Raw genomic sequence first — 20,327 nt, 5'->3', positions numbered from 1 at the left:
GGAACGTTCAGGCGGCGATCCCCAAACCCAGCGCCACGGCGACCGGCGCCAGGTACAGCACCGGGAACGCGACCGTCTTGTACGACCGCGCCCGCAATACCGTCACCACCGCACCCGCGAAGTACAGGATCAGCCCGACAGCCGCGAGAACCCCGATCACCGGCACGAACAGGCCGACCAGCAGCCCGATCGACCCGAGGGCCTTGGCGATGCCCAGCGGTGTCCACCAGGTCTGCGGCACACCGTATTCCACCAGCGGATCCACCACGAACGGCGCCTTGCGCAGCAGGGAGAACGCCGAGAACCCCACCCACAGTGCGGCGACGACAGTGACGATGACGTAGGCGGTGTACATGGCGGAACTCCTTCGGCAGCCGCGTGTTTCGCGGTATCTACCGAGGTGACGACACAGCCCCCGCGAGTGTGACATCGCCCGGAAAACCACGACGGCCCCACACCGTTGGACGGTGTGGGGCCGAAGCGCTGGGAGTTACTTGCCGCCCTGGTTGGCGACAGCGGCGGCACCGGCGGCGGCAGCGGCCGGGTCCAGGTATTCGGCGGCCTTCACCGGGCGCATGTTCTCGTCCAGTTCGTAGACCAGCGGAATGCCGGTGGGGATGTTCAAGCCGGAGATGTCCTCATCGGAGATGCCGTCGAGGTGCTTGACCAGCGCGCGCAGCGAGTTGCCGTGCGCGGCGACCAGCACGGTCTTGCCGGTCAGCAACTCCTTGGAGATGGTGTCTTCCCAGTACGGGACCATCCGCTTGACGACATCGAGCAAGCACTCGGTCTCGGGGACCTCGATGCCCGCGTAGCGCGGGTCGCCTTCCTGGCTGTACTCGTTGTCGGGCTGGATCGGCGGCGGCGGGGTGTCGTAGCTGCGGCGCCACAGCATGAACTGCTCCTGGCCGTACTGCTCGCGGACCTGCTCCTTGTTCTTGCCCTGCAGATCGCCGTAGTGGCGCTCGTTGAGGCGCCAGTCGCGCACGACCGGGATCCACAGCCGGTCGGCGGTGCCGAGCGCGTTGTCCGCGGTGCTGATCGCGCGGCGCAGCAGCGAGGTGTAGACGACATCGGGCAGGATGCCTGCTTCTTTGAGCAGCTCTCCGGCCCGCTTGCCCTCGGCGATGCCCTTGTCGGTGAGTTGGACGTCCACCCAACCGGTGAAGAGGTTGAGGGCATTCCATTCGCTCTCGCCGTGGCGCAGCAGCACGAGGGTGTAGGTCATAGGGGTCATTCTGACATTGCGGTGATGTCAGGCCCACTCCACCTCGTCGAAGCCGATGACGATCTCGTACGGCCCGCCCTTGACCAGCGCGTCGACCTGTAATCGTGACGCCACCGAGTCGACTTCGCGCACTACGGCGCACACTCCTTGGAACGGACCCTCCGGTATATGGACGACATCGCCCGGCACGTAGTCGGCAGCCACCTCATGGAGGCTACGCCCGCCGGTGACCAGGCCGAACGAACGCGCCGAGCACACTGTCGGCCGGACCGAAGAGTCCTCACATCGCCTCAATCCGCGGCGGCCTCGACCGCTAGCACCCCCGCACCGACCAGTGTGGCGCCTTCGCTCAACGTCGACAGTTCCACCGACAGTTCCTCGACGAACTCGAGCCGCGCATGCCGGGCGACGGCAGCGCGCAACGGTCCCCACAGCGGCTCCCCCGAATGCGCGAACCCGCCGCTGATCACCACCCGATCCACATCCAGTAGCGCGGCGGCCGACGAGATTCCCGCACCGAGGCCGGTTCCCGCACGCGCCATGGCGGCGAGCGCGATCGGATCGCCACAATGCGCGGCCTCGGCGAGCTCCATCCCGCTCGCCCCCGCCCAGCCACGTGCCCGCGCCCAGCGCACCGACGACATCCCGCTCGCCACCGCTTCGACGCACCCGAATCCCCCACAGGGACAGGCGGTGTCATCCCCGGGCACCACGATGTGCCCGATGTGACCGGCGTTTCCCGTGCGCCCCACCACAACCCGACCGTCGGCGACGATCCCCCCACCGACTCCCGAGGACACCGTCATGGCCAGGCCGTTGTCCACCCCGCGCAACCCGCCCACCCGATGCTCGGCCAGCACCAGACAGGCGCCGTCGATGGCCAACCGCACCACCGCGTTCGGGAACAGCGCGCGCACGTGGTCGACGATCGCGAACCCGCCGCGCCACGCCGCCAGGTTCAACGGCCTGATCGTTCCCGCGGGCACATCGACCGGCCCCGCCGCTCCGATCCCGACCGCGCTCACCTCGTTGTCACCTGCCACAGCGACCAGAAGGTCTCGACACGCCGCCCACGGATCGTCCGAGGCGGCGGGGACCCGGCGCACCCCGTGCAGCCGGTAGTGCGGGTCCACAAGTCCCGCAGCGAATTTCGTTGCCCCGATATCGAGCGCAAGCACCGCCATCACCACTCCTACCTCCCGTGCCGGGCCGCGTCGCCGCACACCTCGCCCGCACCTGATGTGAGTCATCACAACATGTGGCACGCGACACTTTGACTACTGGTCGGTACAAATCACAGGTTTTCGTTAGATACTTCGACACGGGTCGGGTCGTCTCGTTGGGCAGCACTACTGTTGATGAAGGAAAGCTGTGTCGAAAATCGCTGTACTGGTGTTGAGTCTGCTATCTGTGGGCTTGTTCGCCGCGCCCGCGGGCGCGAACCCGCTGTATCCGACGCCTGATCCGGATCCGTTCTTCACCGCACCCGCCGACATCGCCGCGCTGGCACCCGGCGACGTTGTGCGGACCCGCCACATCGACACCTGGATGTACCCGGGCACCGAAGGCCACCAGGTCGCGTTCCGCTCCACCAATTCGGCGGGCAACGCGATCATGGGCATCACCACCGTGCTCATGCCGATCGGCGTGAAGAACCCGCCCCTGGTGTCGTACCAGGCGCTGATCAACTCCATCGGCACCCGCTGCAATCCGTCGCAGTCGCTGTTCAACGGCGAGCTGCAGGACGCGCCGGGCGCCATGCTGCCGCTGGCGCGCGGCTGGGCGATCTCGGTGCCCGACTACCTCGGCCCGACGGTGGCCTATGGTGCGGCCAAGCTCAGCGGCATGGTCACCCTCGACAGCGTGCGCGCGGTGCAGAAGGTCGCCGAGCTCGGCGTCGGCAACTCGCCGGTGGCGATCGCCGGCTACTCCGGGGGCGGCATGGCCACCGCGTGGGCGGGTGCGCTGCAGCCCACCTACGCACCGGAACTGAAGCTCGCGGCCGTGGTGTCCGGCGGCATCCCCGCCGACCTCGAATTGATGGCCGACGCACTGGGTTTCGCGCCGCACCCCGGCTTCGGTCTCGCCTTCGCCGCCGCGATGGGCATCGAGCGCGAGTACCCCGAGCAGGTGCCGGTGTCGGACCAGCTCAACGAGAACGGCCTGTGGTTCCGTGAATTCACCAAGGACGCGTGCCGTCGCTTCCTGCTGTTCCACGGTGCCCTGCGCAACGCCGAGCAGATGGCGGCGTCCAAGGAGCTGATGGGCAGCCAGGTGGCCCGTGGGGTGCTGCGCGAGAACAGCCTCGTGCACTTCCAGGGCGCGCCGACCGCACCCACCTACATCTGGCAGGGCAAGTACGACATCCTCACCCCGTACGCTCCGGTCGCCGAGACCATCGCCCGCTGGTGTGGTCAGGGTGCCCCGGTCCAGCTGAACACGGTCGAGATCTCCGAGCACATGACCGCCGCCGTGGCAGGTTTCCCGGACGCGTGGAACTACGTCGAGGCCCGCTTCCGCAACGAACCGGTCCCGACGAACTGCTGAGCTGAAAAACGATGCCGGACAGGAACTTTCCTGTCCGGCATCGTGGTGTTCTCAGACCTTGTCGGCGTCGTCGATGAGGTGCTCGAAGGCGCGCAGGTTCTTCAGTGACTCACCGCGCGAGACCCGCCACTTCCATTCCTTGCGAATGGATTCGGCGAACCCGAGCTCGAGCAGGATGTTGAAGTCGTTGTCGACCGCTTCGAGGATCTGACCGAAGATGCGGTCGAGTTCGTCGGCGGTGACCGACTCGGCGGACATCCGGCCAACCAGGTAGATGTCGCCGACATTGTCGAGGGTGTAGGCCACGCCGTAGAGGCGGCGGTTGCGGCGCAGCAGGTATTTGTAGACGCCTTCGAAGTTCTCGTCCGGCTTGCGGCACACGAACGATTCGATGCGGACACCGTGCTTGCCGACGGTCAGCATCACCGTGGTCTTCAGCTTGCGCTCGCCGGGCAGCACCACGATGAAGGTGTCGTCATCGTGGCGGGTGTACTCGATCTCGCGATCGCGCAGCGTGTCGTCCACTACCTGCGAAACGGCGCTCACCTGCGCACTCCCGTCCGGCGCCGCAACAGCGCCCGCGATCTGGCCTGCCTGGTCTCGCCCGCGTGCAGAGCGATGGGACCGCGTTCGGTGCGGAATCCGGCCATCGCGGCAGCGTAGCTGTCGAGCAGGCCGTCGGCGGTGTGCGCCCAGGAGAACCGGCTGGCGTGCTCCACGGCGGTGGCGCCCATGCGGGTGAGCCGGTCGGGATCGTCGAGCAGGGCGGCGAGCGCGTCGGCCCAGTCGGGGGTGCGATGCCCCGGCACGAGCAACCCGGATTCGTGGTTGCGGACCGCGGTGCCGAGACCGCCGACGTCGGCGGCGAGAACGGGGGTACCGCTGGCCTGCGCCTCGATGGCGACCAGACCGAAGGATTCGTTGTAGCTGGGCACGGCCACCACATCGGCCGCGCGATACACCTGCACGAGCTTGTCGGCGGGCTGCGGCGGCAGGAACGTGACCCGTTCGGCGATGCCGAGGTCGGCGGCCAGTTCGATCAGCGCGTCGGGTCTGGCCAGTCCGGTGCCGGACGGCCCGCCCACGATCAGCACGCGCAGCTTGCGGCTCGGATCACGGCCGAGGAGCTCGGCGGCCGCGCGCACGAGGACATCGGGGGCCTTGAGCGGCTGGATCCGGCCGATGAACGCGACGATCTGCTCGTCGGCGCGCAACCCGAGCTCGGTGCGCGCGGCGAGCTTGTCACCGGGCCGGTAACGGGTCAGGTCGGCGCCGGGCGGCACCACGTCGATGCGGTCGGGCGAGGCGCCGTAGAGCTCGACGAGCTGACGGGCTTCGTCACCGGTGTTGGCCACCAGCCGGTCGGACTCGGCGATCACCTGCTTCTCGCCGATCACCCTGGTCTCGGGTTCGGGAGTATCGCCCTCGGCCAGCGCGGCGTTCTTCACCGCGGCCAGGGTGTGCGCGGTGTGCACCAGCGGCACCCGCCAGCGGTCGCGTGCCAGCCACCCGACCTGGCCCGACAGCCAGTAGTGCGAATGTACGAGGTCGTAGTGGCCGGGCAGATGCCGCGCTTCCTGGCGCAGCACCTCGGCGGTGAACGGACACAGCTGGGTGGGCAGCTCGTGCTTGTCGAGTCCCTCGAACGGGCCCGCGACCACGTGGCGCACGATCACGCCGGGTGCGGCCTCGGCCACCGGCGGCAGCTCCGAGGAGGTCGCCCGGGTGAAGATCTCCACCTCGGTGCCCCGTTTGGCCAGCTCGAGCGCGGTTTGCAGCACGTAGACATTCATCCCGCCCGCGTCCCCCGTACCGGGCTGCGCCAGCGGCGAGGTATGCACCGATAGCACCGCGATGCGATGGGGCAAAAGATCGGGACGACGCTGGCTCACACCCTCCAGTGTGCACGCCGCGACGCCGCCACCGTTGCCCCTACCGGGTTCGGTGACGGCTGTCACAGCGTGTTCGTGAGTGAGTTCACGTCCTCGTCGTGGTCGAGCCTGCCCGATCCGCGGTCCGCGCGCGAGCGGATTTCGGCCCTCGCGTTCGGCCGTCACGCGCGGTGCAGCGCCGCCTCGAACACGGGCCACGATTTGTGCATGTCCTGCTCCCAGTAGCCCCACGAGTGAGTGCCGTTGGGGCGCATGTCCACGGTCGCGGGGATGCCGAGTGTTTGCAGTCGATCGCGCAGCTGCTGGGTGCACACATTCGTGACGGCTTCGAGCCCGGCGCCGAACAGCAACTGCATGGTCAGCTGCGCCGGGTCGCCCTGGGCGGCGGTGATGGTGTCGTACGGTCCGGGAATGCCGGTGCCCGAGGAGATGTAGACGTCGGTGCCGCGCAACGCTTCCGCGTGCAGGTAGGGGTCGTTGGCCGACCACGCGGGATCGGTGGGTGGGCCCCACATATTGGCCGCGTTGCCGAGCCTGCTGCCCACCACCGTCCGCACGATCGCCTGTCCGCGTGGATCACTCGTGCGCACGCACCCGCTGTAGGACCCGATCGCCCGGTACAAGCCCGGCTCGGCGAGCGCGAGCTGGAACACCGAGGTACCCGCCATCGACAGTCCCGCGATGGCATTGGCGCCGGTGCCGCCGAACTCCGCGTCGATCACGGGCGGTAGTTCCCTGGTGAGAAAGGTGGTCCAGCGCTGCTTGCCCAGCACCGGGTCGTCGGTTCGCCAGTCCGCGAAATAGCTTCCGGCCCCGCCGAACGGGATCACCACATTGACCTGTTTGTCCTTGAAGAACTCGACGACATCGGTGCGATCGAGCCAGTTGCCGTCGGCACCTCCACCGACCCCGTTGAGTAGATACAGCGTCGGCGCGGGCGCTTTCGGATCCGCGGCCCGCAACACCCGCACCCGGGTGACGATGTCCATCGCCGGCGAGTACACGCCCACATCGATGGTGCGATCCGGTTCGACCCGCTGATCCTCGATGTGCGCCGCCCCCGGTTCAGCGGCTGCGGGCACCCCGGCCACGACACCGGCCAACAAGCCCAGCACGGCCACTGCGACCCGTACGCCCACTGCCCGACCAAACATCATCGAACTCCGTTCTCGACGCCGAATCCTCTTCTCCACATACGATCCAACGACATTCCAGAACGCTACACACGAATTCAGCGGAAGTCTGTGACGATTCCCAGAAGATTTTCCTGAACTCTGGACGCTCGATCCGATTGGTTAGCGAGAACAATCACAGGCCGATCACATCAGCACGGCAGACCAATCACACCGATCACCCTACCTGCGCAGACACCTGGTCTGCTCGTCACGGCCCGCGCACCCGCCGACAGATATCGTCTCCGCGAATAGACCGACCGGACCTTTTCATCGGATACCGCGAATTGCGAAACATGACGCAACATGTCTGCGAACTTATTCGCATCACTGGAATCGGCGGTGAAGTCCGCACCGAAAACCGCAGGCAGGTCACGTCGGTACCGGCCGTCGGCGCGACCTGCGGGAACGTTCAGCCGACGCGCAGGGCCGCGGCGAACAGCGGCCAGGAGTGACGGAGATCCTCGCGCCAGTAGCCCCAGGAGTGAGTTCCATTGGGGCGCAGGTCGACCGTGGCGGGGATGGCCAGGTCGTGGAAGCGGGTGGCGAGCTGCTGGGTGCACAGCGCGGTGACCGCGTCGAGCGCGCCGCCGATGATCAGCTGGTCGACGAGCTTGATCGAATCACCGTGTAGCCCTGGCCCGTCGACGGTGTCGAGTACACCGGGAAGACCGGTACCGGAGGAGACGTAGATCGCCAGGCCGCGCAGGCGCTCGGCGTGCAGGAAGGGATCGTTGGCGGCCCAGAGCGGGTCGCCGGGTTGTCCCCACATGTTCACAGGGTCACCGTTCTGGCCGGAGACGACGGTGTTGACGATGGCATGACCCTGCGGACCGCTGGTGGAGACGCAGCCGCTGTAGGAACCGACCGCCTTGTACAGCGCGGGCGCGGCGAGCGCCAGCTGGAAGGCGGCGGTGCCCGCCATCGACACGCCCGCAACGGCATTGGCCCCGGTTCCGCGGAACTCACGGTCGATGACGCGGGGTAACTCACGGGTGAGGAAGGTGGTCCAGCGCTGACGGCCGAGAACGGGGTCGTCGGCCTGCCAGTCGGCGTAGTAACTGCCCGCGCCGCCGATCGGCATCACGACAGTGACCTGTTTGTCGGCGAAGAAGGTGCCGGCGTCGGTGCGGGTGAGCCAGTTGCCGCCGTCGCGCCAGTCACCGGCCGGGCCGACGCCGCCGTCGACGCCGTTGAGCAGATACAGGACGGGCGCAGTCGCCGAACGGTCGGCCGCGGGCAGCACCGCGACGGTCACCGGTTTCGCCATGGCGGCGGAGTGCACCACGAGCTCGACGACGCGGCCGGGACCGGGCTCGACGGAAATCAGCCGCGCGGCGTCGGTGGCCGGACTCGCTCCGGCGACCGGGGCGGCGCACACCAGGCCTGCCACGAGGGCCAGCACACATCGCGTCAAGACGCTCATGCGCCACCTCCATGCCCGGCCGCCAGAAATGGCCGTCGAGCTCAGAGTAGGTCGGCCTCACCTGCCCCGGACATGTTTCTGAAACATTGCCGATTCAGAGCAGGTATGGCCCGCCGAGCTCACTCCAGCGCGTCGACAAACGCGCTGACCTCGGCGAGGAAGCGTGGCCGGTCCTCGATGAACAGCCCGTGCAGAGCCCCTTCCCAGAAGGAACCGCGAGCGTCAGGGGCATTGTCGAGGATGTACTGACCATTGGCCGCCGGGACCACCGGGTCATCGGTGCCGTGCAGCACCAGAACCGGAACATCCAGGGCGCGCAGGGTTTCGGTGTTGTCGATCGTGCGGTAGAACAACGCCTTGCGCACCGAGGGCGGGGTCGCGAGACTGCCGCCGAACAGCCGCTGCGCGTCGACGCCCTTGTCCGCGCCGGGCCCGGTATTGGCATTGCCGAACACCGAGAACGCCCGCACCGCCCGCCCGGCGGCCTCGTCGAACACGCCCGGAATCGCCTTCTCCATCGACGGCCCCGGTGCCGCACCGGGCACATCGCGTCCGATATGGGCGGGCGCCCCGCAGTAGACGACGCCGGCGACAGCCGAGGTGCCGTAGGTGGCGAGGTAGTCGGTGGCGACGATCCCACCGTAGGACCAGCCCAGCAGCACCGCACCGGCGTCGACGCCCTCGGCGGCCAGCACCGCGGCCACATCGCCCGCCCACGCTTTGGGGTCGTCGTAACCGGCGCCGGGGTCGTCGGAGTACCCGTGTCCGCGCAGGTCGACCGCGATCACTCGATAGCGCTCGGCCAGCTCGTCCGCGGCCGCCCCCCAGCACCGCAGATTCCCGGCCCACCCGTGCAACAGCACCAGTGGCCTACCGGTACCGATCACCCGGTAGACGATCCTCGTTCCATCGGCACTGACAGCATCGCGAATAGCCATACCGACAGGTTAATCGGCGCAGTCGCGAAGGATTCCCCAGCTGCGCGGCCGCGGCGAACGCCTGACATCACCGTGATCGGAGCCATGGCGGCCGGGAATCGCGGGCGAATAAGATCGGCAAACATGAGCATTCGCACCGCTGTCGTCACCGGGGCCAGCTCGGGAATCGGTGAAGCCACCGCCCGGGAACTGGCGAAGCAGGGTTATCACGTCTACGTCGGTGCCCGCCGGTTCGACCGCGTGCAGCGCCTCGCCGAGGAGATCGGCGGCACCGCCATCGAACTCGACGTCACCTCCGAGGAATCGGTACGCGCGTTCACCGACGCCATCGACCACGTCGACGTGCTGGTCAACAACGCGGGCGGCGCGAAAGGCATGGCCGCGGTCATCGACGCCGACCTCGACGACTGGCGCTGGATGTGGGAGACCAACGTCGTGGGCACCCTGCGCGTCACCAAGGCGCTGCTCCCCAAGCTGATCGCCTCCGGCGACGGCCTGATCGTCACCATCACCTCCATCGCCGCCCTGCACACCTACGACAACGGCTCCGGTTACACCTCCGCCAAGCACGCCCAGGCCGTCGCCCACCGCACCCTGCGCGGTGAGCTGCTCGGCAAGCCGGTCCGCCTCACCGAGATCGCCCCCGGCGCCGTGGAAACCGAGTTCTCCCTGGTCCGCTTCGACGGCGATGCCGACCGCGCCGCCAAGGTCTACGAGGGCATCGATCCCCTGCACGCCCAGGACATCGCCGAAATCGTCGGCTTCGTGGCCACCCGCCCTCCCCACGTCAACCTCGACACCATCGTCGTCAAACCCCGAGACCAGGCGGGCCCCGGCTCCTTCGCCCGCCGCACCTGAGTACATTTCCCCAGTCCCGCACCACTTACTCCCCGCAAACGTGAGACTCGACACCTGGCCTCGCCGGGTCCGCCGCCCAGCCCATCGCACGACGCGACGATCCGGGCGGTCAATCCGCGCGCGGGACAGGCGAATCCGGCGCGGCAGCCGTTCGAGTGGCGAGAGCGGGCGTGGGAATTGATACTGGGGGCGGGCGGTTCGATCGTTGCTGCGAATTCGCCGCGATACTCGAACTGGCATTAACATCGCCGTTTGCCGTTAGCCAGCCCTAGGAGTAGAAGTTCGATGCTCGGTATGAAGTCTGTTTTCAGTGGGTTCAAAGATTTCCTGATGCGCGGGAACGTCATCGACCTCGCGGTCGCGGTCGTGATGGGTACCGCGTTCACCGCGGTGGTCACCTCGTTCAGCAAGGGACTCATCAATCCGCTGCTCGCGGTGTTCGGCTCGACCAACGAACTGGGCCTCGGCGTCCAGCTGATCGCCGACAAGCCGGCGACGTTCATCGCGCTCGGCCCGATCATCACCGCGTTCATCGACTTCTTCATGGTCGCCGCGGTCCTGTACTTCGTGCTGATGCTCCCGATGAAGTCGCTGAAGAACAAGTTCGGCACCACCAAGGACGCCGAGCCCACCGAGACCGAACTGCTCATCGAGATCCGCGATCTGCTCGCCAAGCAGCAGGGCCTGAGCACCGACCAGGCCGTCGCGCTGAGCAAGGAACGCGCCAGCGAGTCCGTCGAGGCGTAGTCGCTTCCGATTCCCCCGTCCGGCCCACCGGACGCGAACGACCCCCCCGACCGTCGAGTCGGGGGGTCGTTCGCTTTCCGGGTCGGGTTCAGGCGTAAGCCAGGGTCTTGGCAGGCCAGCGCGGGTGGTCGGAGTCGATCACGTAGGGGTGGGTGTGCTGGAAGTGCCGGGGGCCGACCTGGATCGCGTCGGCCAGGATCGCCGGGTCGACCGCGCCGAGTTCGTGGATATGGGTGATCTCGGCCGGGTCGTGGCGGGGCCACAGCCGGATCGCCGCGACGGTGCCGATGCCGGCGATAACGGCCAGGGTCGCCCAGGTAGTCGTGAAGCCGGCAGTGGTGGCCAGCCAGCCGGTGATCGGGTAGGTGATCAGCCAGGCGAGGTGGGACAGGGAGAACTGGCCGGCGAAGAGGGCGGGACGGTCTTCCGGTCGGGCGGAGCGGCGTAGGACGCGGCCCGTGGGGGTGAGGATCAGGGCGGTGCCGGCACCGATGGTGGCCCAGGTGGTGAGGGCGGCGGGCCAGTGCCACTCGCCCGTCGGCAGGGTGGAGAGAACGAGCGCCGCGGTCAGGCCGGTGAGCAGCACCGCCGCCCCGGTGAGCATGACCGGGCGTTCGCCGCGGCGGTCCAGGATCTTGGGCAGAGTGAGCGCGATGAACATCGTGCCGAGACCGTTCGCCGCGAGCAGCAACGCGACGCCGGACTGGTTGCCGCCCAGCACATCCCGCGCGTAGTTCACGGTGTTGACCATCACCACCGAGCCCGCCGCGGCGACCACCAGGTTCAATCCGAGCAGTCCACGCAGTCGCGGCGTCGCCGCGAACAGCCGCAGCCCGGCGGCGAGCCGTTCGGTGATCGCGCCGTCACCGACCGCCGCGTTCGGGATGCGGGCGGCCGTCACCAGGGCGACCGACACCGCGAAACCGAGGCCGGTGCCGACGAACAGCCAGTGGAAGCTGATCAGGCTCAGGGCCAGCGCCGCCAGCATCGGGCTGAGCAGCGTTTCCATGGTCGCCGCGAGCTGGGCGGCCGACAGCGCCTTCGTGTAGTCGCGTTCGTCGGGCAGGATGTCGGGCAGAACCGCCTGGTAGGTGGGGGTGTAGGCGGCCGAGGCGATCTGCAGCAGCGTGATGAGCACGTAGATCTGCCAGATCTGGTCGACGAAGGGCAGGGCGAGCACGATCGCGCCGCGCACACCGTTGAGCGCCATCAGGAATTGCCTGCGCGGCAGCCGGCCCGCGTAGGCGCCCGCGATCGGCGCGACGGTGACGTAGGCGACCATCTTCAGCGTCAGCGCGGTGCTGAGCACGATGGCCGCGTTGCCGCCTGCCAGTTCGTAGGCGAGCAGACCGAGGGCGACGGTGGTGAGCCCGGTCCCGAACAGGGCCGCGACCTGGGCGGTGAACAGCAGTCGGTAGTCGCGGTGCGCGAACAGTGAGGTGCTCATGATGCCTGCCCTTTCAAAACTGCTTATCTGCGTATGAACGCAATAAGCAGCATAAGCCGAGAAGTATTCCCGGACCACCCAAATCTTTGCCGACTTGACCTCAACGACCGTTGAGGTAGGACGGTAGAGCGCAGCGGCGGCCGAGGGCCGTCACCGACGAAGAGGAACGTCATGAGCGCCACGGTTGACCACGTCCGAACCGCCATCAGCCCGCTGCGGCTCGCGGTCGTCATCGGCAGTACCAGGGAGGGGCGCTTCGGTCCGACGATCGCGAGCTGGTTCGTCCGGCAAGCGGCCCTGCGCGACACCGTCACCGTCGACATCGTCGACACCGCGAGTATCGAACTGCCGCACGCGTTCGGCGCCGCCACCGACCACCCCTCCGTCGCCGAAGCCACCGAAAAGCTCTCGCGCGCCGACGCGTTCGTCGTGGTGACACCCGAGTACAACCACAGCTACCCGGGCACGCTGAAGAACCTGATCGACACCCACCACGCCGAATGGCAGGCCAAGCCGGTCGGTTTCGTCTCCTACGGCGGCATCTCCGGCGGACTGCGCGCCGTGGAACACCTGCGCCCGGTCTTCGCCGAACTCCACGCCGTCACCGTGCGCGACTCGGTCTGCTTCCCGAATCCGTGGGGCCGATTCGACGACGCGGGCGAGCTGTCCGCGCCCAACGATGCCGACGCCGCCGCGGCGACCATGCTCGATCAGCTCACCTGGTGGGGCGAAGCGCTGCGCGCCGCCCGCCTGGCCCAGCCGTACGGGAAGTGACCGCCGTGATCACCACCGTCGAACCGGCCACCAGTCGCACTCCGATGCGGATCGCCCTGGTCCTGGTGGTCGGCATGATCATGGCGACGCTCGATCAGACCATCGTGAACGTCGCCATCAACAAGCTGTCGATGGAGTTCCACGCCGGCCTGAGCACCATCCAGTGGGTCGCCACCGGCTACTCGCTGGCCCTCGGCGCCGTGGTGCCGACCTCGGCCTGGCTGGTCGGCCGATTCGGCGCCAAGCGGCTGTATCTGACGGCGATCACGGCGTTCGCGGTCGGCTCGGTACTGGCCGGACTGTCGTGGAACATCGAGTCACTCATCGCTTTTCGATTGGTTCAGGGTGCCAGCGGCGGACTGCTGATGCCGGTCGGCATGACGATCCTGCTGCGCGCGGCCGGGCCGGAGCGCCTGGGACAGTTGATGAGCACGCTCGGATTGGCCATTCTGGTCGGCCCGCTGCTGGGCCCGGTGATCGGCGGATACCTGATCGACGAGGTGTCGTGGCGGTGGATGTTCTTCATCAATCTGCCGCTGGGCGCGCTGGTGCTGCTGCTGGCGGTGCGGGTGGTGCCCGACGATGCCCCGGAACCGCCGCGGGCGCTCGATATCCGTGGGCTGCTGCTGATGTCGCCCGGGTTGGCGCTGGTCATCTATGGCGTCACCGCCGCGGGCGAGAGTGCCGGATTCGCCACGCCCGCGGTACTGGTGCCACTGCTGGTGGGGGTCGGCCTCATCGCCGCGTTCGTGCGCCGTTCGCTGACCACCTCGGTGCCACTGCTGGATCTGCGCGTGCTCGGCAACCGGATCACCGGCACCTCCGCGGTGCTGCTGGCGGTGTTCGCCGGCGGCTACTTCGGTTCGATGCTGCTGCTGCCGTTGTACTTCCAGGTGGTGCGCGGTGAGTCAGCGCTGGTGGCAGGCGCTTTGGGGATTCCGTTCGCCCTGGCATCGGGTGCGACCATGCAGGTGGCGGGCAGGCTGATCGACCGGATTCCGCCCGGCCGGTACCTGCCCGCGTCGATCACGGTGGCGCTCACCGGTTTCGTGCTGTTCGTGATCCAGCTCGACGCGGACGCGCCGTACTGGGCACTGTGCCTGACGATGGTGCTGATGGGCGCGGGTGGCGGCGGGACCCTGATGCCGGTGATGACCACGGCGACCCGGCCGCTGAGCCGCGAGCAGCAGCCCGCCGGTTCGACGGTGCTGAACATGATCAGCACCACGTCGATGGCGATCGGGACCGCGGTGGCCTCGGTGACATTGGGCGCACTGCTCCCGGTGACGGGTGGCCTCCAGGCGCTGCACGCCATGACGGCGGACCAGCGGGCCGAACTCGCTCCCGCCCTGGCCGACGCGTTCCAGCACACCTATCTGATCGCGCCCGTCATGATCGCGCTGGCGCTCGTCCCGGCGCTGTTCCTGCCCCGACGTTAGGGGCGGCCGAGCCGTCGTGCCGTGGTGTCGAACCACCGCGGCACGACGGCACAGGTGCGCGCTATTCGGCGGGCAAGGCGGACATCGACTTCCACGTCGGCCAATCGAGGGCCCAGTCGTAGACGTCGCCGTCGGCCTGGGACAACTCGATCGAGGTGCCGGTCACCTCCACCGGATCGCCGTAGAGGGCGGTCGGGAAGTAGGCCTGGGCGTCGGCGGGCGAGAGGTTGATGCAGCCGTTGGTGACGTTCGAGGAACCCTGCGCCGAGAGGGATTCGGGGTTGGCGTGGATGAATTCGCCATTGTTGGAGATACGGACGGCCCAGCGTTCACGGACGTTGGTGTAGTACGGCGGATTCGACATCATGAAGTCCTCGTACTTCTCGGTGACGATGTGCACGCCCGAGCGAGTCACGTTGCGCGGCTCGTTGCCTTCGCCGTAGGACACCGCGAAGTCGAAGATCGTGGCGCCGTCGCGCACCACCCGCATGCGGTGACTCGGCGCGTTCGCGATGACGATCTGACTGCGGCCGATGGTGAAATCGGAGGTGACATCGGAGTCGCCGTAGGCGCCGCCGCCGAGGTCGACGCCGTAGAGCTTCGCGGCGACGTGCACGGTGGTGCCAGGGGTCCAATAGTCCTTCGGACGCCAGTGCACCCGCGAGCCGCCGTCGTCGGGCAGCCAGGCCCACGAGCCTTCGGTGCCCTGGTCGGTGGTGACGGTGAGGGCCTTCTCCACGGCCGCTTTGTTCGTGACCGGCCCCGCGAACTTCAGGATGATCGGCGCCGCGATCCCGACCTCCTGGCCGTCACCGATGTTGATCGTGGCCGGGATGGTCGACTGGGGGCTGATCGTGGTGAAGGTGGCGTCGATCGGGATCGGTTTCGCGTCGGCGCCGATGGCCGTACCGGCCCAGGTGTACTCGACGCCGTAGCCGAGCGGTTCGGAGACCTTGTAGGTGGTGCGATCGGGGCTGAGCTGACCGGTGATCTGCTTGCCGCCGGCATTGGTGAGGGCGATCTGGTCGATCGTGCCGTGCGCGACCGTCACCGACACGGGCGATACCGGATCCACCTCGGTGGCTCCGGGCGTGGGCGCGATGGTGACCTGCGCCACCGGCGCCGCCTCGGCGGCCTCGCCCTGCCGGTCGATGGTGCACCCGGTGAGCACGACGAGCACCGCCAGCACCATCACCGCAACCACGGATCGACCGCCCCGAACGCCCACTTCACGCCTGTGCGCCGACGAATTACGCCGCGCGGTGGCCCGCGCGCGCAACAGTTCGGTTACCGAATGTTTGCTCACGCATCGAATGTACGCCGAGCTACCGACCCATACCCCGTGAGCGCGGTCTCACCGAGACCGCTACGACCGGTTGAGCCATTCCTCGGTGAAGGTGGCCTCGTTGCCGAGGAGTTCGATCAGGCGCTCGGAGATGGCCGCCTCGATCTTGCCGCCGAACAGCGGGATCTTCACCTCGATGGTGCCGTTGATGGCGGTGGTGGAGCCGGTGCCGCCGTCGGGTGCCATGGTCACCGTGCCGCGGACCACCGCGGGGGCACCGTCGACGTGGGCCTCGAAGATACCGCCGGTGCCGGTGTAGGTCTCGGTGCGCGGAATGATCAGGTCGCCGGGGCGTACCGCGGTGATGGCGGGTGGGAGCTGGTCGGCGGGGATGGACTGCACCATCTGGACGCGGACCTGGTCGCCGTCGACGGCGAAGGCGTCGAGCCGGGCACCGGGCCCGCCGACCTCGGCGATCCGGGCCTTCCAGTACTGCTCGTCGGAGTACGCGGCGCGCACCGCATCGACGGAATGCGTGTAGCCGGCAGTGAACGCCAGAGGTGTAGCCATGCTCGACACGGTACCGTCTGCGGACGTGCGTACAACACGGGTGGTGTCCTCCGATCAGCTGCGTGACCTGCTTGCCGATACCGGCGCGACGGTCCGCGATTCGGTGCGTTTGTCCGAATTGACGACCTTGCGGGTCGGCGGGCCCGCGCTGCTCGCCGAATGCGCGAGCACCGAGGCCCTGGTGGCCACGGTGAAGACCCTGGACGCGGCCGGTATCGCGGTGCTGCTGGTGGCGGGCGGGTCGAACCTGCTCATCGACGACGCGGGCTTCGACGGCGTGGTCGTGCTGGTCGGCACCACCGGCGTCGAGCTGGGCACCGACGGCGTGGTGGCCGAGGCGGGCGCGAACTGGGACGAGGTCGTCGCGGCGACCGTCGCGGCCGGGTTGGGTGGGCTGGAGTGCCTGTCCGGCATTCCGGGTTCGGCCGGTGCGACACCGGTGCAGAACGTCGGCGCGTACGGCGTGGAGGTGGCGTCGCTGCTGCGCCGGGTACGCCTGCTCGATCGCAGGACCGGGGACGTGCGCTGGACCGAACCCGCCGAACTCGGCTTCGGTTACCGGACCAGCGTGCTCAAGCACAGCGACGACGCGGTGGTCCTCGCGGTGGAGTTCGCCCTCGATCCGAGCGGGATGAGCGCGCCGCTGCGCTACGGCGAGCTGGCGAAGGTGCTCGGGGCGGGCGACGGCGAGACCCGCCCGGTCGAGCAGGTGCGCGCCGAAGTGCTTCGCCTGCGGGCGGGCAAGGGCATGGTCCTCGACCCGGCCGACCACGACACCTGGAGCGCCGGTTCGTTCTTCACCAACCCGGTCGTCACCGAGGAGCAGTTGCCACGGGTACTGGCCGCGATCGCCGCGCACGTCGGCGACGACGTCAAGGTGCCCACCTATCCCGCACCCGACGGCACCAAACTCTCGGCGGGCTGGCTCATCGAACGCGCCGGTTTCGCGAAGGGCTTCCCCGGCGACAGCGCCGCCGCGCGCCTGTCGACCAAGCACACCCTGGCCCTGACCAACCGTGGCACCGCGACCGCGTCCGACATCGTCGCCCTGGCCCGCACCGTCCGCGCGGGCGTCCAGGAAAGGTTCGGCGTGACGCTGGAGCCGGAACCGGTAACCGTCGGCATCGATTTATAGGACCGAGCACAGACAACCCACCTCTTCCCTCCGCCCGCACCCCAACCACGTAACGTGTGCTGCCATGGCACGCAGACTGGACTACTCGGCTCGCTACCCCCTGCACACCACCGAAGAGCTGTACGCAGCCCTCCAGAGCAGGGACTACTGGGAAGCCCGCGTCGCCGAAATGCGCAAGTACGCGCCCAACAACGAAGTGGTGAGCCTCGACGTCACCGACGACGGCATCGACGTGGTCCTGCACCACACCCTGCCCCGCGAGATGCTCCCCGAGATCGCCCAGACCGTGATGCGCAAAGACATGGTGATCACCCGCAAGGAGAGCTGGGGCCCGTTCGACCACGACGAGACCGAGGGCAAGTTCTCCGCCTCGATTCCGGCCGGCCCCGGCAGCCTGACCGGCACCATCCGCCTGTTTCCCACCGAGACCGGCGCCACCATGCGCTTCTCCCCCACCGCCAAGGTCTTCATCCCCATGGTCGGCCCGCGCCTGGAGCAGTTGATGCTGGTGAACCTGGTCGACCTGTTCCGCGCCGAGCAGGAAGAAACCCTGCGCTACCTGGACAATCAGACCGCCGACAAGTCGGTCTGACGCACCGGAGAACTTCGACGCCCGTGGCCCCCAGCCGCAAGGCCCTCCCCCCGGTCGGCACCATCACCCGTGGCACCACCGGCGTCAACCGTTTGCGCCGCAGTGACCGCTGGCTCGTCAACGACGAACTCGTCAGCGCGACACTGCGTGAATCGCCGAATCCCCTGGTCGTCGACCTCGGCTACGGCGCCGCACCGTGGACCACCTTCGAACTGGCCGCCCGGTTGCGCACCGTGCGCCCCGACCTCGAGGTGGTGGGCCTGGAAATCGACCCGGCCCGCGTCGTGGCACCCCGCGACGGCGTCCGTTTCGCCCGCGGCGGCTTCGAACTGGCGGGCCTGCGACCGACCCTGGTCCGGGCGTTCAACGTCCTGCGCCAATATCCCGAGGACGCCGTGCCCGACGCGTGGTCGCGCATCCAGTCCAATCTGGCACCCGACGGCCTGCTCGTCGACGGGACCTGCGATGAACTCGGCCGCCGCTGCGCCTGGGTGCTGCTCGACCGGCACCGCCCCCTCTCCCTGACGCTGGCCTGGGATCCGTTCACCGTGGACCGGCCCTCCGACATCGCCGAGCGCCTGCCGAAAGCGTTGATCCACCGCAACATTCCCGGCGAACGCGTCCACACGCTGCTCACCGCCGCCGACCGGGCCTGGGAGCGTACCGCGGCCATGGCGCCGTACGGCCCCCGCATCCGCTGGCGTGCAGCGGCGGAGATGCTGCGCGCCAACGGTTTCCCGGTCCACCCCTACAACCGGCGAATGCGCGACTGCGTGCTGTCGGTGCCCTGGGACGTGGTCGCCCCGTCAGACCCGGCTTAACGCCCGCCGCACCCTCGCCGACGCTCGCGGCGCCAATTGCTGCCCACCCCACCAGATCTCGTCGGTATCGCATCGGTGGATCGCCACCGCGTCGGCCACCACCTCGTCCAGCGCCGACTGCGAGATCTCGGTCTCGGCCAGATCCAGGACCGTCCGCACCGGCGTGGTCACCAGAAACGGCCCAGCCGACTCGACATCCGCCGCGCAGAGCTTGCGTCGGGTCAGCACCAACCGTGGGGTCACCGGCGGGCGACCCGCCGACACCGACAGGTGCAGAAACCGCGGCTGCAACCTGCCGATCCCGTGCAGTTCCGCCGCACTCTGATACGACACCGCCGCCGCGCCGTCGAACCACGCCGCCCACATCGCGTACTCGTCGAGCGGCCCCACCCGCCACTGGCCCAGCCGCATCATCCCGACCCCGGCCCTGGTCACCGACCCGTCCCCCAGGGCGGCTCTGACCTGCGATTCGCAGCCGGTACGCAACACCTGACGCGTGGTGAAGAAGCCCGCGTGCCGCCCGGCGAGGCGCCGCAGCACCCGCCATCGATGATCCGCTGTCCCCGCCACCCGGCGCGCGCCCTCGCCAGTCATGCAACCCAGATTACGCCCGGTTGCGTGCGCCAGGTCACATTTTGCTGTGAAGGCTTTCACTACGTCCTCAGAGCGGACACAGAAAGATCGGGAAGAATCCGATGCCATGACCACACAAAAGCCCCCTCGCCCCAGGATCGGTCGGCGCTCGCTGGTGATCGCGTTGGCCGTGGTCGCAGCCCTGCTCGTCGCGGCCATCGGCGGAACCGAAGCCTATGCCAGGCACAAGATCTCGAGCTGCATCAGCGGCGCGTTCGAGCAACAGATGGGCTCGAGCATCGACGTGGGCTTCGGCCCGCGCCCGATCCTGCTGTCCTATGTGGACGGCAAGGTCGGCACGATCACCGTCGACAGCGAGGACAACAAGTTCGGCCCCGCTGTCGGGATGGTGGTGCACGCGAAATTCAACGACATCGAACTCGTCGACCGCGGCCGAGGCGGCGGCACCATCGACAGCTCGACCGCCGACGTGACCTGGAACAACGACGGCATCCGCGAGACCCTCGGCACCATGGTCAGCGGCGTGAGCTCCTCGGCGAGCACCGGAGTGATCACTCTCGATGTGCTCGGCGGCCTCGCCCAGCTGGAGGTGCAGCCGATGGTCCGCGACGGCAACGTCACGGTGGAGACGAAGTCGGCGCAGATACTCGGCATCGGCCTGCCCACCGACCTCGTGCAGGACATCGTCGAGACCTTCACCCAGAGCTTGCAGAGCTATCCGCTCGGCCTGCGCGCGCAGGAGGTCAAGGTCACCGATGACGGTGTGAGCGTGCACCTTTCGGGTGGCAAGACCGCACTCGAGAGCGACCCGGCCGCTCAGCAGTCCGGGTTCACCTGCTGATCGCGCGCGGCGGTGACGACT

General features: G+C 68.3%; 22 protein-coding genes. 9 read left to right on the top strand and 13 right to left on the bottom strand.

Going from position 1 to position 20,327, the window contains the following annotated elements; genetic code table 11:
• Positions 1 to 7 precede the first annotated feature (7 nt).
• The 4 genes from ACFVVI_RS13905 to ACFVVI_RS13890 form a co-directional block, all read right to left on the bottom strand.
• On the bottom strand, positions 8 to 355 hold the full coding sequence (locus ACFVVI_RS13905; protein ID WP_387445670.1) for a DoxX family protein: 348 nt from the start codon (positions 353 to 355) through the stop codon (positions 8 to 10).
• Positions 356 to 490: 135 nt separating this feature from the next.
• Positions 491 to 1,228, bottom strand: coding sequence for a phosphoglyceromutase (locus ACFVVI_RS13900; RefSeq protein ID WP_378634111.1), 738 nt, complete (start codon positions 1,226 to 1,228; stop codon positions 491 to 493).
• Between the two features lie 27 nt (positions 1,229 to 1,255).
• On the bottom strand, positions 1,256 to 1,432 hold the full coding sequence (locus tag ACFVVI_RS13895; RefSeq protein ID WP_170112119.1) for a hypothetical protein: 177 nt from the start codon (positions 1,430 to 1,432) through the stop codon (positions 1,256 to 1,258).
• 86 nt (positions 1,433 to 1,518) lie between these two features.
• Positions 1,519 to 2,412, bottom strand: coding sequence for an ROK family protein (locus ACFVVI_RS13890; protein WP_387445668.1), 894 nt, complete (start codon positions 2,410 to 2,412; stop codon positions 1,519 to 1,521).
• Between the two features lie 187 nt (positions 2,413 to 2,599).
• Here ACFVVI_RS13890 and ACFVVI_RS13885 point away from each other — a divergent pair, with 187 nt between their 5' ends.
• Positions 2,600 to 3,775 (top strand): lipase family protein, encoded by a 1,176-nt coding sequence (locus ACFVVI_RS13885; RefSeq protein WP_378991049.1) that lies wholly within the window; start codon positions 2,600 to 2,602, stop codon positions 3,773 to 3,775.
• A 51-nt stretch (positions 3,776 to 3,826) separates the two neighbouring features.
• Here the strand turns inward: ACFVVI_RS13885 and ACFVVI_RS13880 are convergent, their stop codons facing one another.
• The 5 genes from ACFVVI_RS13880 to ACFVVI_RS13860 form a co-directional block, all read right to left on the bottom strand.
• Positions 3,827 to 4,321: a YbjN domain-containing protein gene (locus ACFVVI_RS13880; RefSeq protein WP_378991050.1), complete on the bottom strand. Its 495-nt coding sequence runs from the start codon at positions 4,319 to 4,321 to the stop codon at positions 3,827 to 3,829.
• Positions 4,318 to 5,676 carry a D-inositol-3-phosphate glycosyltransferase gene (mshA, locus tag ACFVVI_RS13875; RefSeq protein ID WP_378991234.1) on the bottom strand — a complete coding sequence of 453 codons (1,359 nt, stop codon included), beginning with the start codon at positions 5,674 to 5,676 and terminating at the stop codon, positions 4,318 to 4,320. Before mshA ends, ACFVVI_RS13880 begins: the two co-directional genes overlap by 4 nt.
• Before the next feature lie 152 nt (positions 5,677 to 5,828).
• On the bottom strand, positions 5,829 to 6,821 hold the full coding sequence (locus ACFVVI_RS13870; RefSeq protein WP_379316123.1) for an alpha/beta hydrolase: 993 nt from the start codon (positions 6,819 to 6,821) through the stop codon (positions 5,829 to 5,831).
• Positions 6,822 to 7,251: 430 nt separating this feature from the next.
• On the bottom strand, positions 7,252 to 8,265 hold the full coding sequence (locus ACFVVI_RS13865) for an alpha/beta hydrolase (protein ID WP_387445666.1): 1,014 nt from the start codon (positions 8,263 to 8,265) through the stop codon (positions 7,252 to 7,254).
• Between the two features lie 119 nt (positions 8,266 to 8,384).
• On the bottom strand, positions 8,385 to 9,203 hold the full coding sequence (locus tag ACFVVI_RS13860; protein WP_378634094.1) for an alpha/beta fold hydrolase: 819 nt from the start codon (positions 9,201 to 9,203) through the stop codon (positions 8,385 to 8,387).
• Positions 9,204 to 9,326: 123 nt separating this feature from the next.
• On the opposite strand from ACFVVI_RS13860, the gene ACFVVI_RS13855 reads away from it, so the two are divergent.
• Positions 9,327 to 10,061: an SDR family NAD(P)-dependent oxidoreductase gene (locus tag ACFVVI_RS13855; RefSeq protein WP_387445665.1), complete on the top strand. Its 735-nt coding sequence runs from the start codon at positions 9,327 to 9,329 to the stop codon at positions 10,059 to 10,061.
• A gap of 294 nt (positions 10,062 to 10,355) precedes the next feature.
• Positions 10,356 to 10,808, top strand: a complete 453-nt coding sequence (mscL, locus tag ACFVVI_RS13850) for a large conductance mechanosensitive channel protein MscL (protein WP_378634088.1) — start codon at positions 10,356 to 10,358, stop codon at positions 10,806 to 10,808.
• A gap of 88 nt (positions 10,809 to 10,896) precedes the next feature.
• Here the strand turns inward: mscL and ACFVVI_RS13845 are convergent, their stop codons facing one another.
• A complete protein-coding gene (locus tag ACFVVI_RS13845; RefSeq protein ID WP_379312899.1) occupies positions 10,897 to 12,255 on the bottom strand; it encodes an MFS transporter in 1,359 nt (452 codons plus the stop codon).
• A 171-nt stretch (positions 12,256 to 12,426) separates the two neighbouring features.
• On the opposite strand from ACFVVI_RS13845, the gene ACFVVI_RS13840 reads away from it, so the two are divergent.
• Together ACFVVI_RS13840 and ACFVVI_RS13835 are read left to right on the top strand one after the other, a co-directional pair.
• Positions 12,427 to 13,029, top strand: coding sequence for an NADPH-dependent FMN reductase (locus ACFVVI_RS13840; protein WP_378991056.1), 603 nt, complete (start codon positions 12,427 to 12,429; stop codon positions 13,027 to 13,029).
• Complete coding sequence (locus ACFVVI_RS13835) at positions 13,026 to 14,468, top strand: DHA2 family efflux MFS transporter permease subunit (RefSeq protein ID WP_387445662.1); 1,443 nt, start codon at positions 13,026 to 13,028, stop codon at positions 14,466 to 14,468. Before ACFVVI_RS13840 ends, ACFVVI_RS13835 begins: the two co-directional genes overlap by 4 nt.
• 61 nt (positions 14,469 to 14,529) lie before the next feature.
• On the opposite strand, the gene ACFVVI_RS13830 is transcribed toward ACFVVI_RS13835, so the two are convergent.
• Both ACFVVI_RS13830 and ACFVVI_RS13825 read right to left on the bottom strand, forming a co-directional pair.
• Complete coding sequence (locus ACFVVI_RS13830) at positions 14,530 to 15,660, bottom strand: Ig-like domain-containing protein (RefSeq protein ID WP_387445886.1); 1,131 nt, start codon at positions 15,658 to 15,660, stop codon at positions 14,530 to 14,532.
• A gap of 174 nt (positions 15,661 to 15,834) precedes the next feature.
• Positions 15,835 to 16,323, bottom strand: coding sequence for a DUF2505 domain-containing protein (locus tag ACFVVI_RS13825; protein ID WP_387445661.1), 489 nt, complete (start codon positions 16,321 to 16,323; stop codon positions 15,835 to 15,837).
• Here ACFVVI_RS13825 and ACFVVI_RS13820 point away from each other — a divergent pair.
• From ACFVVI_RS13820 to ACFVVI_RS13810, 3 genes are all read left to right on the top strand, one after another.
• Positions 16,322 to 17,458: a UDP-N-acetylmuramate dehydrogenase gene (locus ACFVVI_RS13820; protein WP_387445660.1), complete on the top strand. Its 1,137-nt coding sequence runs from the start codon at positions 16,322 to 16,324 to the stop codon at positions 17,456 to 17,458. The two genes, ACFVVI_RS13825 and ACFVVI_RS13820, sit on opposite strands and share 2 nt — an antisense overlap.
• Positions 17,459 to 17,522: 64 nt before the next feature.
• Entirely contained in the window at positions 17,523 to 18,050 is a 528-nt protein-coding gene (locus tag ACFVVI_RS13815; protein ID WP_378991059.1) for a DUF2505 domain-containing protein, read from the top strand.
• A 23-nt stretch (positions 18,051 to 18,073) separates the two neighbouring features.
• Positions 18,074 to 18,871, top strand: a complete 798-nt coding sequence (locus ACFVVI_RS13810) for a class I SAM-dependent methyltransferase (RefSeq protein WP_387445658.1) — start codon at positions 18,074 to 18,076, stop codon at positions 18,869 to 18,871.
• On the opposite strand, the gene ACFVVI_RS13805 is transcribed toward ACFVVI_RS13810, so the two are convergent.
• Positions 18,857 to 19,465, bottom strand: coding sequence for a hypothetical protein (locus ACFVVI_RS13805; protein ID WP_358186434.1), 609 nt, complete (start codon positions 19,463 to 19,465; stop codon positions 18,857 to 18,859). The genes ACFVVI_RS13810 and ACFVVI_RS13805 overlap by 15 nt on opposite strands.
• Before the next feature lie 106 nt (positions 19,466 to 19,571).
• Between ACFVVI_RS13805 and ACFVVI_RS13800 the strand changes: the two genes are divergently transcribed.
• Entirely contained in the window at positions 19,572 to 20,306 is a 735-nt protein-coding gene (locus ACFVVI_RS13800; RefSeq protein WP_378991062.1) for a DUF2993 domain-containing protein, read from the top strand.
• Positions 20,307 to 20,327 lie beyond the last annotated feature (21 nt).

Source organism: Nocardia sp. NPDC058114 (genome assembly GCF_042884695.1).
In the GTDB taxonomy this organism is placed as follows: domain Bacteria; phylum Actinomycetota; class Actinomycetes; order Mycobacteriales; family Mycobacteriaceae; genus Nocardia.
Note: the sequence above shows the minus strand (reverse complement) of the source record. Positions and strands in the feature narration are given on the sequence as shown.

Bases quoted from the DNA above. Each gene is read 5' to 3' on its own strand.
- ACFVVI_RS13905 (WP_387445670.1), bottom strand. From the start codon at position 355: ATGTACACCGCCTACGTCATCGTCACTGTCGTCGCCGCACTGTGGGTG.
- ACFVVI_RS13855 (WP_387445665.1), top strand. From the start codon at position 9,327: ATGAGCATTCGCACCGCTGTCGTCACCGGGGCCAGCTCGGGAATCGGT.
- ACFVVI_RS13820 (WP_387445660.1), top strand. From the start codon at position 16,322: ATGCTCGACACGGTACCGTCTGCGGACGTGCGTACAACACGGGTGGTG.
- ACFVVI_RS13845 (WP_379312899.1), bottom strand. From the start codon at position 12,255: ATGAGCACCTCACTGTTCGCGCACCGCGACTACCGACTGCTGTTCACC.
- ACFVVI_RS13815 (WP_378991059.1), top strand. From the start codon at position 17,523: ATGGCACGCAGACTGGACTACTCGGCTCGCTACCCCCTGCACACCACC.
- ACFVVI_RS13890 (WP_387445668.1), bottom strand. From the start codon at position 2,412: ATGGCGGTGCTTGCGCTCGATATCGGGGCAACGAAATTCGCTGCGGGA.
- ACFVVI_RS13860 (WP_378634094.1), bottom strand. From the start codon at position 9,203: ATGGCTATTCGCGATGCTGTCAGTGCCGATGGAACGAGGATCGTCTAC.
- ACFVVI_RS13805 (WP_358186434.1), bottom strand. From the start codon at position 19,465: ATGACTGGCGAGGGCGCGCGCCGGGTGGCGGGGACAGCGGATCATCGA.
- mscL (WP_378634088.1), top strand. From the start codon at position 10,356: ATGAAGTCTGTTTTCAGTGGGTTCAAAGATTTCCTGATGCGCGGGAAC.
- ACFVVI_RS13825 (WP_387445661.1), bottom strand. From the start codon at position 16,323: ATGGCTACACCTCTGGCGTTCACTGCCGGCTACACGCATTCCGTCGAT.
- ACFVVI_RS13900 (WP_378634111.1), bottom strand. From the start codon at position 1,228: ATGACCTACACCCTCGTGCTGCTGCGCCACGGCGAGAGCGAATGGAAT.
- ACFVVI_RS13870 (WP_379316123.1), bottom strand. From the start codon at position 6,821: ATGTTTGGTCGGGCAGTGGGCGTACGGGTCGCAGTGGCCGTGCTGGGC.
- ACFVVI_RS13840 (WP_378991056.1), top strand. From the start codon at position 12,427: ATGAGCGCCACGGTTGACCACGTCCGAACCGCCATCAGCCCGCTGCGG.
- ACFVVI_RS13800 (WP_378991062.1), top strand. From the start codon at position 19,572: ATGACCACACAAAAGCCCCCTCGCCCCAGGATCGGTCGGCGCTCGCTG.
- ACFVVI_RS13865 (WP_387445666.1), bottom strand. From the start codon at position 8,265: ATGAGCGTCTTGACGCGATGTGTGCTGGCCCTCGTGGCAGGCCTGGTG.
- ACFVVI_RS13830 (WP_387445886.1), bottom strand. From the start codon at position 15,660: ATGGTGCTGGCGGTGCTCGTCGTGCTCACCGGGTGCACCATCGACCGG.